The sequence below is a fragment of the Flavicella sp. IMCC45537 genome (assembly GCF_057197705.1).
The window spans coordinates 1,008,293-1,023,284 of record NZ_CM170067.1 but is presented as its reverse complement, the minus strand read 5'-3'; the positions used below and the strand labels follow the sequence as shown (position 1 = coordinate 1,023,284).

Annotated in this window: 17 protein-coding genes; 7 read left to right on the top strand and 10 right to left on the bottom strand. The window is 32.7% G+C overall.

The features are described 5' to 3' along the window. The first annotated feature begins 19 nt into the window (after window positions 1-19). Window positions 20-961: an NAD(P)H-dependent flavin oxidoreductase gene (locus AC2DGP_RS04795; protein ID WP_484491883.1), complete on the top strand. Its 942-nt coding sequence runs from the start codon at window positions 20-22 to the stop codon at window positions 959-961. A gap of 8 nt (window positions 962-969) precedes the next feature. Here AC2DGP_RS04795 and AC2DGP_RS04790 read toward each other — a convergent pair whose 3' ends face one another. The 5 genes from AC2DGP_RS04790 to mtaB form a co-directional block, all read right to left on the bottom strand. Continuing rightward, entirely contained in the window at window positions 970-1,341 is a 372-nt protein-coding gene (locus AC2DGP_RS04790) for a TSUP family transporter (protein WP_484491882.1), read from the bottom strand. Window positions 1,342-1,347: 6 nt separating this feature from the next. Continuing rightward, window positions 1,348-1,719 carry a TSUP family transporter gene (locus tag AC2DGP_RS04785; protein WP_484491881.1) on the bottom strand — a complete coding sequence of 124 codons (372 nt, stop codon included), beginning with the start codon at window positions 1,717-1,719 and terminating at the stop codon, window positions 1,348-1,350. A 10-nt stretch (window positions 1,720-1,729) separates the two neighbouring features. Continuing rightward, a complete protein-coding gene (locus tag AC2DGP_RS04780) occupies window positions 1,730-2,620 on the bottom strand; it encodes a lytic transglycosylase domain-containing protein (protein WP_484491880.1) in 891 nt (296 codons plus the stop codon). Window positions 2,621-2,689: 69 nt separating this feature from the next. Further along, window positions 2,690-3,343, bottom strand: a complete 654-nt coding sequence (locus tag AC2DGP_RS04775; protein WP_484491879.1) for a YqiA/YcfP family alpha/beta fold hydrolase — start codon at window positions 3,341-3,343, stop codon at window positions 2,690-2,692. A gap of 27 nt (window positions 3,344-3,370) precedes the next feature. Then, window positions 3,371-4,687 (bottom strand): tRNA (N(6)-L-threonylcarbamoyladenosine(37)-C(2))-methylthiotransferase MtaB, encoded by a 1,317-nt coding sequence (gene mtaB, locus AC2DGP_RS04770; protein ID WP_484491878.1) that lies wholly within the window; start codon window positions 4,685-4,687, stop codon window positions 3,371-3,373. Window positions 4,688-4,817: 130 nt separating this feature from the next. Here mtaB and AC2DGP_RS04765 point away from each other — a divergent pair, with 130 nt between their 5' ends. Both AC2DGP_RS04765 and AC2DGP_RS04760 read left to right on the top strand, forming a co-directional pair. Continuing rightward, on the top strand, window positions 4,818-6,446 hold the full coding sequence (locus tag AC2DGP_RS04765; RefSeq protein ID WP_484491877.1) for an ABC transporter substrate-binding protein: 1,629 nt from the start codon (window positions 4,818-4,820) through the stop codon (window positions 6,444-6,446). A gap of 74 nt (window positions 6,447-6,520) precedes the next feature. Further along, window positions 6,521-8,737 carry a fibronectin type III domain-containing protein gene (locus AC2DGP_RS04760; protein WP_484491876.1) on the top strand — a complete coding sequence of 739 codons (2,217 nt, stop codon included), beginning with the start codon at window positions 6,521-6,523 and terminating at the stop codon, window positions 8,735-8,737. A gap of 74 nt (window positions 8,738-8,811) precedes the next feature. Here the strand turns inward: AC2DGP_RS04760 and AC2DGP_RS04755 are convergent, their stop codons facing one another. The 5 genes from AC2DGP_RS04755 to aqpZ all read right to left on the bottom strand — a co-directional run bounded on the left by AC2DGP_RS04755 (window position 8,812) and on the right by aqpZ (window position 12,643). Then, complete coding sequence (locus AC2DGP_RS04755) at window positions 8,812-9,003, bottom strand: cold-shock protein (protein WP_300320482.1); 192 nt, start codon at window positions 9,001-9,003, stop codon at window positions 8,812-8,814. A 143-nt stretch (window positions 9,004-9,146) separates the two neighbouring features. Beyond that, window positions 9,147-10,400, bottom strand: a complete 1,254-nt coding sequence (locus AC2DGP_RS04750; RefSeq protein WP_484491875.1) for a DEAD/DEAH box helicase — start codon at window positions 10,398-10,400, stop codon at window positions 9,147-9,149. 88 nt (window positions 10,401-10,488) lie between these two features. Continuing rightward, on the bottom strand, window positions 10,489-10,857 hold the full coding sequence (locus AC2DGP_RS04745; RefSeq protein WP_484491874.1) for a hypothetical protein: 369 nt from the start codon (window positions 10,855-10,857) through the stop codon (window positions 10,489-10,491). Window positions 10,858-11,318: 461 nt separating this feature from the next. Beyond that, a complete protein-coding gene (locus AC2DGP_RS04740) occupies window positions 11,319-11,921 on the bottom strand; it encodes a DUF975 family protein (RefSeq protein WP_484491873.1) in 603 nt (200 codons plus the stop codon). A gap of 20 nt (window positions 11,922-11,941) precedes the next feature. Beyond that, the gene (gene aqpZ, locus AC2DGP_RS04735; protein WP_484491872.1) at window positions 11,942-12,643 is read right to left on the bottom strand and encodes an aquaporin Z; all 702 of its coding nucleotides are present in this window, start codon (window positions 12,641-12,643) and stop codon (window positions 11,942-11,944) included. A 269-nt stretch (window positions 12,644-12,912) separates the two neighbouring features. Between aqpZ and kdsB the strand changes: the two genes are divergently transcribed. The 4 genes from kdsB (at window position 12,913) to AC2DGP_RS04715 (ending at window position 14,972) form a co-directional block, all read left to right on the top strand. Continuing rightward, on the top strand, window positions 12,913-13,641 hold the full coding sequence (gene kdsB, locus AC2DGP_RS04730; RefSeq protein ID WP_484491871.1) for a 3-deoxy-manno-octulosonate cytidylyltransferase: 729 nt from the start codon (window positions 12,913-12,915) through the stop codon (window positions 13,639-13,641). Then, entirely contained in the window at window positions 13,632-14,333 is a 702-nt protein-coding gene (locus tag AC2DGP_RS04725) for an HAD family hydrolase (protein ID WP_484491870.1), read from the top strand. The genes kdsB and AC2DGP_RS04725 overlap by 10 nt, the downstream gene beginning before the upstream one ends. A 76-nt stretch (window positions 14,334-14,409) precedes the next feature. Next, entirely contained in the window at window positions 14,410-14,676 is a 267-nt protein-coding gene (locus AC2DGP_RS04720; RefSeq protein WP_484491869.1) for a hypothetical protein, read from the top strand. 101 nt (window positions 14,677-14,777) lie between these two features. Beyond that, window positions 14,778-14,972: a hypothetical protein gene (locus AC2DGP_RS04715; protein WP_484491868.1), complete on the top strand. Its 195-nt coding sequence runs from the start codon at window positions 14,778-14,780 to the stop codon at window positions 14,970-14,972. The last annotated feature ends 20 nt before the right edge of the window (window positions 14,973-14,992 follow it).

Here is a 14,992-nt window from a genome sequence, read left to right as displayed (position 1 = left end):
TTTATAGTAAAGCGAATTAATGAAATCAAATAAAATTACAGATTTATTTAAAATAAAATATCCAATCATTCAAGGAGGAATGGTTTGGGTAAGTGGGTATAAATTGGCTGCCGCTGTAAGTAATGCAGGTGGACTAGGATTAATTGGATCTGGTTCTATGTATCCAGAGATGTTTCGGTCTCATGTAAGAAAATGTAAGAAAGCAACCGATAAGCCCTTTGGAGTAAATATTCCAATGATATATCCAAATATAGAAGAGTTGATATCAATTGTTATTGAGGAAAAAGTGAAAATTGTTTTTACCTCTGCTGGAAATCCTAAATTATATACCTCAAAATTAAAGGAGCATGGAATTACTGTAGTTCATGTTGTAAGTAGTTTGAAGTTTGCTTTAAAAGCTCAGGACGCCGGGGTAGATGCCGTAGTTGCAGAGGGTTTTGAAGCAGGAGGTCATAATGGAAGGGAAGAGAGCACTACCTTTACTTTAATTCCTACAGTAAAGCAAGGACTTGAGATTCCATTGATTGCGGCAGGTGGTATTGCTACTGGGCGTGGAATGCTCGCTGCTATGGTGTTGGGTGCTGATGGTGTTCAGGTGGGAAGTAGATTTGCTGCGAGTATCGAATCTTCCGCTCATCAAAATTTTAAGGAGCGCGTATTGTCCACGCAAGAAGGGGATACAATGCTTACGTTAAAAGAGATAGCCCCAGTTAGAATGATAAAAAATGAATTTTACGATACGCTGCTTCAATTCTCAAAGCATCATACGCCTTCTGAATTAAAAGATTTTTTAGGAAAGGGTAGATTGAAAAAAGGAATTTTTGAAGGGGAAATGTTGGAAGGAATGATGGAAATAGGACAGATAGCTAGTGTGATTAACGAAATTGAATCGGCTCAAGAAATAATTAACGATATGGTTCAGGAGTATCAAAAAGTTGTTGAGAGTTCCCTTTTCATATAAAGATAGTATCAGAAATCAAAAATCATTTTTACTGCAACGATTATTTGTAAAACTGCAAAAATTTTCTTCAACGATTTTTGATTGATTTTTAGTGCAATTTTTGAACCAATAAAACCACCTAAAGAGAATAATATCGCTATGGTAATCATATAGTACCAGTTGATTGGGGCTGTGTTGCTGTAATTGTTGACAGCAAAGTAGGTTACAGGTGGAAGCATTACCGCCAGGCTCAATCCTTGTGCGTTATGTTGAGTAAAGTTTAGTAAATAAACAAAAAGAGGTACCATAACGATTCCACCACCCACACCAACTAGCCCGCTTAAAATTCCTGCTAGGATGCCAATTCCGATAAGGATAAGAATGGGTTTGTTTTTTTGCATAGATATTTATTTTCCAAAGTACATTTTGATTCCTGCTATGAACATTACGACACCAAAGACTTTTTTTAATGAAACTTGATCGATACGGATTGCTATTTCTGAACCTAAAAAACCACCAACAGTAAAAAAGAGTGCCACAATAATAGTATACTTCCAATTGACTTCACCTGCTTTGTGATAGTTAGAAACTGCAAAATAAGTAACGGGTGGTAGCATGATGGCTAAGCTTAACCCTTGTGCTCCGTGTTGGGTGTAGCCTAAAAGAAAAACAAATAGGGGTACCATAATAATACCACCTCCAATCCCAACAAGTCCGCTTATGATACCAGCAGTTATTCCTATGAATATGAGTATTAAAATGGTAGTTGTGAGGGTCATTTATATTTTTTTATTCAGGTATTTTTATCTGATATTGTTTTCGAGATCTATTATTCAAGTGGTTTTCTCTTAACCAAGGGTTGTGTAATTTGATTTGTTTATAGTTACAATTCATTTCTTTTGCAAAAGAAGCAATATTATGAATAGCGGTATCCACAGATATCAATTTCGTTTTAGAAAGTTCATATAAATCTTCATTGTCAAAAATAAATCCATAATGCTGTGGGTGAGAAAGAATTTCTTTGATGGCGATTATTCGTGGGACATATCTCTGTGTTTCACTACTAAGTAATAGATCATAGTAATCGTTTACCTGTTGTTTTTCTTGATTTCTTGAAATTCCTCTATTACCAGCATTATATGCAGCGGCCGCTAAGGTCCAAGTACCAAATTTTTCTTTTGAGTCCAGTAAATATTGACAAGCAGCTTCCGTGGCCTTTTCAATATTATAACGTTCATCTACATTATTATTTACTTCAAGTCCTCGCTCTTTTGCTGTATGCGGCATTAATTGCCAGAAGCCTTTGGCACCGGCAGAAGAGGTAACATTTTCTAAACCACTCTCAATAACTGCTAAGTATTTAAAATCCTCTGGAATTCCATTCTTTTTTAGAATCGGTTCAATGATAGGAAAAAATTTGTGTGACCTTTTTATCAAAAGCAAAGCATTGGATTGCCAGTAGGTGTTTACTAATAACTCTTTGTCAATACGTTCTCTGACGTCTGGTTTATTTAAAGGAATGTTTTCTCCAGCAAAAGTGAGGTTATTAGGGATTTTAAGCGCTTTTATTTGATAAGTATCACTGGTGTTTTTAGTAGGCTCCTCGGTACTATAAATAAATATAGCAGAAGATAAGATTATCAATATAATTGCAAAAATATATGTTTTGAAGGTGCGCATAATTATAGAAATTTAGTAAGACTCAAAATGGTTAATTCGAGTAAACTTAAAGTTACAAATTTCGAGCCATTATGCTAATTCTCTAGATAAAATTTTATTTATTTTCTGAGCCTTTGTTAAAATCATAGCATGTGATCCATCTTTTATAGAAATACAGTTTTGAATATTCGTAATAGGGAAAATAAAGTCACTTGTTCCATGGATATGAATAATATCAGAAATACTTTTTTCTTGATTCCAATATAAAATTTCTTTAATGGCCCATTTGAGGTACAGGGGATTTCTTTGTGAAAGATACATTCTATATACTTCTATTTGTTTTTTCGCTTTATTTCCAAAACATAAAGTTAAAATTTTCTCCAATGGATCAATAAATCTAGTAGGGGCAAAAACATACAGTTTCAATTTTTTTATCAACTGTAGAGAGTTTGGTAATTCATGTTTGTTTTTTATACTAGAGATAATAACAAGCTTCTCATAATCAATAATTTTACTTATTTCTTGTGCCATAATTCCGCCGAAGGAAATACCAATTAGGATTGGGGACTGGTGTTTAATCTGAGCACATAATTCTTTAGCATAAGATTTAATGTTCTGATTTTTGGAAGATGGGATGTGCCATGTTAGATAATGTATTTCATATTTTTGATCGTCAAGTTTAATACGATCAAAAATTTTAGAATTAGCGGCTGTACCGGGAATGAAATAAATATGTTTTTTCATAAATAAGAAGGTACATTAAAAAAATGGTTAGAGAAAATCGAAACGTACAAGTCCATCTTCATCAATCTTTGTCAGCTTAATTTTATGTATGGTGTTCACTAAATTCGGGTTCCAGGGAGTTTTAACTTTTACATAATTTTCGGTAAAACCTTGAATGTACCCCTCTTTGTTTTCGCTTTCAAATAATACAGTATGTTCCGTGTCAATCTGACTCTCATAAAATGCACGTCTTTTTTTAACAGAGAGGCCACGGAGCATTTTACTACGTTTTTTTCTAACATTGGCAGAGACAACACCTTCCATGTCAGTCGCTTCTGTATTAGGTCTTTCAGAATACGTAAACACATGCAAATAGGAGATATCCATCTCATTTAAATAATTGTACGTTTCAAGAAATAATTCATCTGTTTCTCCAGGAAATCCTACAATAACATCTACACCAATGCAAGCATTGGGCATCTTTGATTTAATTGCAGAAACACGATCTGTATAAACCTGACGCAAATAGCGTCTTTTCATTAATTTTAACAAAGTATCGCTACCACTCTGCAAAGGAATATGGAAATGAGGAACAAAAGTTTTGCTGTTTGCAACAAAATCAATGGTTTCATTTTTGAGCAAATTGGGTTCAATAGAAGAAATTCTTAATCTATGAATGCCTTTTACTTCATCTAAAGCTTGAACTAATTCAAAAAAAGTATGTTCGTGTTTTTTATTTCCAAATTCACCTTTTCCATAGTCACCAATATTGACCCCAGTTAAAACAATTTCTTTGATGTCTTTTTGTGAAATTTCTTCTGCATTTTTTAAAACATTTTGAAGCGTATCACTTCTAGAGATTCCTCTTGCTAAAGGAATCGTACAATAGGTACATTTATAATCACATCCATCTTGAACTTTCAAAAAGGCTCTTGTGCGATCTCCAACAGAATAAGAGCCAACATAAAAGTCGGCTTCAGAAATTTCACAGGAATGCACCTCACCCATATCATTTTTGGAAAGATCATTTATATAATCCGTAACTTTAAATTTCTCAGTAGCTCCTAGTACCAAATCAACCCCTTCTACATTTGCCAATTCTTCTGGCTTAAGTTGTGCATAGCATCCTACAGCAATTAAAAAGGCATCATTATTTTTCTTTAAAGCGTTTTTTACGATGGATTTAAAGCGTTTGTCAGCATTATCTGTTACGGAACATGTGTTGATCACATATATATCTGCTTTTTCTTCAAAATCAACTCTTTTGAATCCTTCTTCTTGAAAACTTCTAGCAATTGTTGAGGTTTCTGAAAAATTTAATTTACATCCTAAAGTGTAAAAAGCTACTTTTTTATCTGTATTCATTCTTGTACTTTTGTCGCTTACAAAAGTAAGTCTTTAAACTCAATTTTTTTATACGTTTTCGACTGAATTATTAGCATCAAAATAGTTAACTTAAAGCTTCAGTTTGTTACGCTGAATTATTAAAAAATGTATGAATAATCTTAGTTTGAATAGTTTCGCTAGTAAAATTTTAATCAGCTTATTTGGATTGGTGGTTTTGTTTTCTTGTTCTAAAGTAAATACAAAAAATTCATCTAACTTAGTGTTTCGTTATAATGAAGCGGCAAACATTACGACTTTAGATCCTGCATTTGCAAAGGACTTACGTACAATTTGGGCTACCAATCAATTATTCAATAGTTTAGTGCAGTTGAACGACTCTTTGCAGGTTCAGCCAGATATTGCAAAGTCATGGACCATTTCTGAGGATGGAAAAAAATATGAATTTACATTAAGGGATGACGTGTATTTTCATAAGCATAAACTATTTGGTCGAGATTCTACTAGAAAGGTTGTAGCAAAGGATTTTGAATATAGTTTTAATAGATTATTAGATCCAAAAGTAGCGTCACCTGGAAAATGGGTTTTAGAGCATGTTTCTCAATTTGAAGCGAAAAATGATTCTGTCTTTACCATAAGATTGAAACAAGCGTTTCCTCCGTTTTTAAGTTTGTTGAGTATGCGTTATTGTTCGGTAGTACCCAAAGAGGCCATCAATTATTTTAAGGATAATTTTAGATCACATCCTATAGGAACGGGGCCTTTTTACTTTAAATTGTGGGTGGAAAATACAAAGTTGGTTTTTAGAAAAAATAATAGCTATTACGAAAAAGACAGTAAAGGGCAGAGTTTGCCATATATTGAAGCAGTAGCGATCACATTTTTACCGGACAAACAAAGTGAGTTTTTACAGTTTGTTCAGGGTAATTTAGACTTTTTAAATAGTATTGATGCTTCTTATAAAGATGAATTGCTAACAACGTCTGGGGTACTTACAGAGACTTATGAATCTAAGATAAATATGGTAAAAGGACCTTATTTGAATACAGAGTATTTGGGGGTTTATTTGGATGCAGATGAAAATGAAGTTCAGTCTTTGAAAATAAGAAAAGCCTTAAACTATGGCTTTGATAGGAAAAAAATGATATTCTATTTAAGAAATGGTATAGGTACACCTGCAGTAAATGGATTTATTCCAAAAGGTTTGCCTTCTTTTAATAATATGAAAGGTTATGATTATCAGCCTGAGAAAGCAAAAAAAATGGTGCAGTCTTATATGGATGAGACAGGAGATTTAAATCCGTCCGTTACAATAAGTACGAATAGTCAATATTTAGATTTGTGCGAATATATTCAGCGTGAGGTTGAGAAAACAGGTTTGAACGTAGAGATTGACGTGATGCCACCATCAACATTGCGACAAACAAAAGTGAATGGCCAATTGAGTGTTTTTAGAGGAAGTTGGGTTGCTGATTATCCAGATGCAGAAAATTATTTGTTTATTTTCCATAGCAAGAAGTTTTCTCCTAATGGACCTAATTATACTCATTACTCAAATAAACAATACGATATGTTGTTTGAAAAATCATTGGGAACAGTTGATAAAAATGAGCGCGAAAAACTATATCAAAAAATGGATAGTTTGTTAATGGAGTCCGCTCCTGTTATCCCATTATATTATGATGAGGTGGTTCGTTTTACACAAAAAAATGTATCAGGATTAGGGATCAATCCAATCAATCATTTGATTTTAAAAAGAGTAAGAAAAGTAAAAAAATAGTTTTTATAAGTAGGGTAAACAAACATTCAATTGTTTTATAAATACCTATTACAAATGAAAATTATATTACTATTATGAATGTTTTAAAGAAAAATTTATTGCTTCTATTGTTGATATCTTTCAATATTATTGTGGCACAAACGTACATCTCAGAAAATTTTGATTCTGGATTGGGAAGTTTCAGTGCAATTGATGAGGGCTCAGCAACAGGGGATTCTTGGAGTTCGGGAGATTTGGATTCTTTTAGAATTGGTGAAACAGATGCTGCATATGTATCGAATAACTTTAGTCATGGAGGTGGAGGAGAAGGCGGAGAAGAAGGTCCATTTATGGGCGTAGCTGCAAAATCTCAAGCCATTGCATTTAAAGAAACGCTGTTAACTCCTGTTTTTGACTCTAGTGCTGCTACAAAGTTAATATTAAAGTTTGATGAGTCTTATAATGGTAGTGATAATGACGATATAGCTTTGCTTCAAGTTTATAATGGGACTAGTTGGGTAACTGTTCATACCCATGCAGGAAACTCATTATTATTTAGTTCTGAAACGGTGGAAATTGATATTGCAAGCTACAAAAATGCTGTGATGCAGGTAAGGTTTGTTTTTGACGATTTAGGGGTAGAAGGTAATTACTGGATGGTTGATGATGTTAGTGTGGTGAATACAAGTTGTTCAGACCCATCAAATATTCTTGTGTCAGATATTGAGGATACTTCAGCAACTATTAATTTTACAGTTGGATATAGTGAAACTGCTTGGGAGATAATTGTTCAAGAATCTAGTTTAGATGAGCCTAATGTTGCCGGAGAATCCATAGTTCAAAATAGTTATACTGCAACGAATTTAACGGAAAACACGAGTTACGAAGTATATGTACGTGCTAGCTGCGGAGCTGGGGATTTTTCTAATTGGGTAAAATCTTCAAACTTTACTACACCCTACACATGTCCTAAACCAGATAATATTAAAAGTAGTAACAGTACACCAAGTTCTATTAGTGTTTCATGGGCTGTAATGGGAGACGAAACAGAATGGGAGATTGAGTATGGACCGAAAGATTTTACGAATGATAATGGAGAAGGCGTGATCATTTCGAACATCACAACGAATCCTTATGTAGTTACAAATCTAGATTCGGATACGAGCTATGAATTCTATGTGAGAGCGGTTTGTGGAGAAGATAACAAAAGTATTTGGGAAGGAATTACCGAAAGATCAACTTTAAAGGCTTGTGAAGAGCCGACTGATTTTAAAGCGATATCATGGAGTTCAACCTCTGTAGATATAGAATGGAGTCAAGGTTATCAAGAATCTAGTTGGGAGCTAGAATATGGGATAAACGGATTTTCTCAGGGAACAGGTACAATGGTAGTTGTCTCTCAAAACTCACATGAAATAACTGGTTTAAGTGAAGATACTTCCTACGATGTTTATATTCGTTCTCTATGTACTGAAGAAGAGCAAAGTGAATGGGTTCAATTAAATAGTTTTTCCACTTTATGTGCCACTGTCCAGGAAGTTATTTTAGAAGATTTTGAAACGTATAACTCAAAATTTGTGATAGATGATGAGGATTGTTTATTACAAGAAGCTGTTACAAGTGCAAAATGGTTTGTGAATACAGGGGCAACCGGATCTAATGGCACGGGGCCTGAAGCTGGTTCAGGTGGATCAGGGTATTATGCTTACTTAGAGGCTAATAGCAATGTAGATACCGATTACGGGTCTACAGCAGATTTATATTTAAACTATGCAGTAGACTTGAGTGTTTTTACAACACCGACTATAAGTTTTGATTATCATATGGTAGGTAACGAAATGGGTGATTTACAGCTCTATATTGTTGATGAAAATGGTGTTTCTAGCTTAATAAAGCAGTTTGAAGGAGAACAGCAAAGTGATACGTCAGATGATTTCCTAACGGCCACTGTGGATTTGAATACTTATGCAAATCAAGAAGTTAGATTTTTCTTTAGAGCTGTTCGTGGTGGAACATTTGCTGGGGATATGGCTATAGATAATATCAAAGTGTTTGATTTAAATGCTTTGTCAGTTTCAGAATTTCAGAAAAAAAGCTCAGCTATTAGTGTGTATCCAAATCCAGCTAATTCGAAAGTAACCGTTCTAAATATAAACCAAGATAGTTTTTATGAGGTATTTGACATGTCAGGTACACTAGTATCGCAGGGTGAATTAAGTAAAAGCAATAATAGCTTGAGTTTAGAAGGATTGTCAGGCGGTGTTTATTTACTAAAAATTAATGAGAAAGTAATTCGGGTAATTAAAGAGTAAACCATAAAATTCATATAAAATAAAAAAGCCTATCAAATTATTTGATAGGCTTTTTAATACTTTAAAATATGTGTTTAGATAACTTTTACGTTAACTGCATTCATACCTTTTCTTCCTTCTTGTAATTCAAATTCTACTTCGTCACCCTCACGGATTTCATCGATTAAACCTGTTACGTGAACGAAATGTTCATTGCTTGATCCTTCTTCTGTAATGAATCCAAAACCTTTAGTTTCATTGAAGAACTTTACTGTACCTTTACTCATTTTTGTAAATTAATTATAATTAGTTGTAACCAAATTTAGCATTATATTGTTAAAAATGCTAATGTTTATTTTATTTTTTAAACAAATGGTAAAAGAATAACGAAATATTTACATTTGAGTTAAATGAAAAGTGAAATTTTTAATTAATTACGATTCTGGTTTTGACGTCTGTTTTTTGGTTTTCCTTTGTTGGCGTTTCCCTTTCTTCTTGCTTGTTGTTTTTGTTTAGAAGGTCCCTTTTTCTCAAAAGATTCTTTGCTGTCGTCAACGTAATCATGACTTTCTATAACAGGGATTTTTTGATTGATGAGCTTTTCGATGTCTCTCAAATAAAGTCTTTCTTCAACATCACAAAATGATATAGCATTTCCACTAGCATCAGCTCTTCCTGTTCTACCGATTCGATGTACATAGGTTTCAGGGATGTTGGGTAAATCAAAGTTAATTACCATAGCCAAGTCAGATACATCAATCCCTCTAGCCGCAATATCCGTTGCTATTAAAATATTTAGTTCCCCATTTTTAAAAGCACCTAAAGCTCTTTGCCTTGCGTTTTGAGATTTGTTACCGTGGATTGCAGCAGATTTAATACCTGCTTGTGCTAATTTTTTTACCACTTTATCAGCTCCATGTTTGGTTCTAGAAAAAACGATGGTTGTTAATTTGGGGTTTTCATTGATAATGTCTATCAAAAGTTTTGTTTTATCACTTTTTTTAACAAAATAAATAGACTGTCCAACTTTTTCTGCGGTAGCTTGTTTAGGTTTGATGGTTACACTTTGATGATTGTGCAAAATAGTTTGTGATAGCTCTTTAATATTGTTGGGCATTGTTGCAGAGAAAAAAAGAGATTGTCTTTTTTCAGGTAAAAGCCTCAATATTTTTTTGATATCATTGATAAAGCCCATGTCTAACATTTGGTCTGCTTCATCTAAAACAAAATGTTCAATATATCTTATAGAAAGTAAGTTTTGATTGATTAAATCTAACAATCTTCCAGGAGTAGCTATTAATATGTCAACTCCTTGTTTTAACCTTCCAACCTGGCTGGCTTGTTTAACACCTCCAAAAATCACGGTATTTTTTAGATGTGTGTTTTTCGAATATTCTGTGAAGTTATCCGCAATTTGAATCGCTAATTCTCTTGTAGGAGTAACGATTAAGGCTTTAATGCGTTTTGGTCTTTTTTTAGTATTTGAACTAATAAAAAGTTGTTGAATGATTGGAATAGCAAAAGCGGCTGTTTTACCAGTTCCTGTTTGAGCACAACCTAATAAATCATTTCCTTCTAATAAAATGGGAATTGCTTGTCTTTGAATAGGTGTGGGAGTTGTATATCCTTTTGAGTCAAGAGCTTCCTGAATTGGAGCAATGATCTCTAAATCTTTGAATGTCATAAATTATGTATAAGATGCAAAGGTAGGTTATTCAAACGGGATAATGAGTAAAGTAAATGCTGATACTAAATTAGTACCAGCATTTTTATTAAGAGGCAATATCTAAGCTTTGCTTATTGTTTATAGTAAACCCGAAAGTCGCGTTACAAATTATTTCTTTGTGAACACTGTTTTCTCTATGAACCAATACCGTAAATAGAATTTCTTTTGAGTCTAATTTTTGAATGGTATGCGTAATTTTCAGTCTATCTTTTAAAAAGGCATGCTGTAAAACATTTAATTTGAAAAGATGTTGCTGTATATTTTTTTGCTCTTCTATGCCTTTTAAGAATTGTTTGGCGGTAGATTCCATTTTGTTGTATAAAACAGATGGCAATAATGTTTTGTTGTTGTTTACATCGCTTTTTGCAATGTTGAAACTGTAAGTGTTTGTTTGTATTGGGTATTGCGTTTTCATAATTTTTAATCAATGAGTTATATAAATGGGGATGTAGCTTTCTGGAACTTTTCTATTTTGGAATGATAGGACCATGGAAATGTTTTTTAATGCTTTCATAATTTTTTTCGTTGTTGTTTTCATAATTGTTATTTTAAATTAATAGTAAAAAAAAAGGTGCTTTTCATTTGAAAAGCACCTTTGATATAATAGAATGATATTTTTATTTCTTAAAATGATCAAAAGGACTTTTTCGTTTTTCAACTTTAATATATACAGCTGACATACCGCGATTTTCCATATTAAAAATGGATTTTAACACAGTTGTCATTGCTTTTTGTAATTGAGATATGTTCAAAAATTCTTTCATCATGATTCAAATATATTAAATATTTTCTTTTAAAGTATCTTTGCGTTGAAAAATTAACAAAATATAAACTTATGTTATTTGTTTTCTATTTTGATTTCGTTGTTCGGATTACTTATGCTAAAATATCAATGACAGTGTCTTCTTTAATACTATCATAAAATTTAGCATTGGTTACATACATATAGGGAACTAGCCAAAGTAAACCGATACCTAAAGTTAAAATACATAACAATAGAAGTCCTATAAACCTTAGATATAAAAAGAAATATTTCATTTTATGACCATCCATCATTTTATAACTTTTCTTTAGAGCGTCTACTGCTGATATTTGGTCGTCTTCTGCGATGATAAAAAAGGTCATGCTTAAAGCGATTCCGATAATGATACCCGGAACAATAAACAAAATAATTCCCGCTGTTACGAGCAACATCATTAAAAGATATGCTAAAAATGAATTTAAAAAGTTAGAGAATCCGGTAAAGGAATCTTCAAACCTAGCATCTTCACCTCTTGAAATTTTCAATGAAAAAAGACTTAAGCCAGTTGCAAAAGGGCCTGAAATTAAAGCAGAGAAAATAATCGCGAAAGGATATTCCTCAACAATAGTTTGTGTACCACCAGTTAATAGTAGAAATACAAGAAAGGTTCCAATTGCAAGTCCCCATTGGTTTGTCAAAGACACTTTAGAGGATTTCATTAATTCGGATATAGTCATTTTATTAGGTTTTATAAAGATTAATCGTTAGGTGCCATAAATTTATAAACAATACCGGCTAATGCAGCTCCAACAATAGGGGCAACCCAAAATAGCCATAATTGGCCCATAGCTTCTCCTCCTACGAAAATTGCACTTGCTGTACTTCTTGCAGGATTAACAGAAGTATTAGTTACAGGGATACTAATCAAATGAATCAATGTCAATGCCAAACCAATAGCCATTCCTCCAAACCCTGGAGATGCATTTTTATGTGTCGCTCCTAAAATAACTATTAAGAACATAAATGTCATGACAACCTCAGTTACAAGAGCTCCCATCATTCCAAAGTTTACACCATATACGTTTGCATCATAAAAATTACTTGCAAATGCTCCAGGTGCAGTTCCAACACCAGCAAAATCAGGTGAACTACTTACAATAATAAATAACACTGCGGCACCCGATATACCACCAATTACTTGTGATATTATATAAGGCAAAAGATCTTTTTTGTCAAATCGATCGCCTAAATAAAGTCCAACAGATACTGCTGGGTTAAAATGTCCACCAGAGATATGGCCTAATGCATATGCACCTGTTAAAACGGTTAAACCAAATGCAAGAGATACTCCCACAAGGCCAATTCCTACAGTGTCAACTCCCGCAGCCAAAACAGCACTTCCACAGCCTCCTAAAACAAGCCAAAATGTTCCAATAAATTCTGCTAATAATTTTTTCATAATTTAATTTTAAGTTAGTATTGTTGATTTGAGCATGAAAATATGATTTTATCCTGAATTTTAGGATGTTAGTATACAAACAGTAACTTCAATTTTGTTTATGGTTATTTTTGATAAATTACAGTTGTTTTGATTTTCATGCTTTACTAAAGTACAAAAAAATATAATGGAGAAGTTCTCTTTGATTATCTCCATAAAAATGAAAACTAAGGAATCCTTTTTTCTATCTTTGATTTTTATTAATTAAACTTGATTTTTTACCTCTTATTATGAAAGTGATTGCAATGATTCCAGCTCGATTTGGAGCCTCAAGATTTCCAGGGAAGTTATTAAAAGATTTAGCAGGTGAACCTGTAATTGTTAGAACTTATCAAGCGGCAGTGCAAACTGAACTTTTTGATGAAGTGTATGTGGTAACGGATAGTGAGGTTATAAAGGAAAAAGTTGAAGCGGCGGGAGGTAAGGTTTTTGTAAGTCAAAAAAATCATGAAACAGGTTCAGACAGAATTGCTGAGGCAGCAGTTGATTTGAATGTAGATGTGGTTGTAAATGTACAAGGAGATGAACCTTTTACTAGAATTGAACCTCTAAGAGATTTGATAGAAGTCTTTAAAAATGATCCTGAACAAAAGATTGATTTAGCATCTTTAGTACATCCGATGGATCATTGGGATGAAATAGAAAACCCCAATAATGTAAAAGTTGTTATGGACTCTTATAATTGTGTTATGTATTTTTCTAGGTCTCCTATTCCTTATCCGCAAAACAAAGAGATACCTACAACCTATTACAAACATATTGGGATCTATGCGTTTAGAAAATCAGCATTAACTTCTTTTACAGAGATGCCGATGAAACAAAATGAGGCTACTGAGAAGTTAGAAGGAATACGATTTTTGGAGTATGGGAAAAAGATAAAAATGGTTGAAACGCCATATAAGGTTATTGGAATTGATACAGAAGAAGATTTGATTAAAGCCAATGAATTATGGAAATAGATTTGAAAAAAATAAAGGTGATTGCATTTGATGCAGATGATACTTTATGGGTAAATGAACCTTATTTTAGAGAGGCTGAGCATGAGGTAGCTAGATTGTTATCAGCTTATGAAACAGAAAATAAGATCAACCAAGAGCTATATAAAATGGAGATTAATAACCTTAAACATTATGGATATGGTGTGAAAGCTTTTATTTTATCTATGGTGGAGTTAGCTGTTGAAATTTCGAATCAAAAGGTACCAGCAAAAGTGATTAATGAGATAATAGGTATTGGGAAGGATATGCTTCAAAAGCCTATTGAATTGTTAGATGGAGTAGAAGAAGTGTTGAAAGCACTGCAAGGAAAATATAGATTGATCGTTGCTACCAAAGGAGATTTATTGGATCAAGAACGCAAATTAGAGAAATCGGGTTTGTTAAAATATTTTCATCATGTTGAGGTGATGAGTGATAAAAAAGAATCAGATTATTTAAAAATCGTAAATCATTTAGATATTACACCTGATGAATTATTAATGATTGGAAATTCCTTAAAGTCAGATATTCTTCCTCTTGTAGCAATTGGTGCTTCTGCTATCCACATACCTTATCATACAACTTGGTTGCATGAGCAAGTTGATGAGTTGGAGTGTTCTAAAGAGACCTATAAAACTTTTAAAAATATAAAAGAATTAATAGGAGTTGTTTGATACGTTATCTTAACTCGTTTATAACATCTAATCAGTTATAAATGACTAAATTTGCATTAAATAAAAAAAGAAAATAATGGCAGCGATTAAAAATTTAAAAAAAGATATTCATAATACTTTAGGAGATCTTATTGAAGCATGTTACGTATGGGAGTTTAATAATGAAGGAGCAGACGCTTCAAAAGCTCAGGAAATTATCGATGAGGCAATTTCTTCTTTTGATGCTTTGATGGATAAAATTCATGTAAAAAATGTGGAAAGTAAAAAAGCACATTTTACATCAATTAAATCAGAATTAGAAACAGTAGCAGCTAGTTTGGTTGCAAAAATAAATGCTTTATAAAAGAAGTGTTAACAAATGTTAAAAGACTGCTAGATGATTCATCTAGCATTTTTTTTGAGTATATTTGAGGCATTGAAAAAGTATTACTAAAAAAAAAATAAATGTCAAGAGCAGTATTTGATTATACTAAAGAAATATTAGAAAAGGTCAGTTTTAATTCGGAATTATTTCACAAGGAAGTAGAGAAAGCAATGAAAAAATTACAACCTTATGAAATTGAAGAATTAAAAATATGGTTGAACAGTTTTACTGTAAATAAACCAGAATTAAGAGAAAGTTTAGAACTTGTAGTTTAAAAAAAAATCCTGTAGAATTA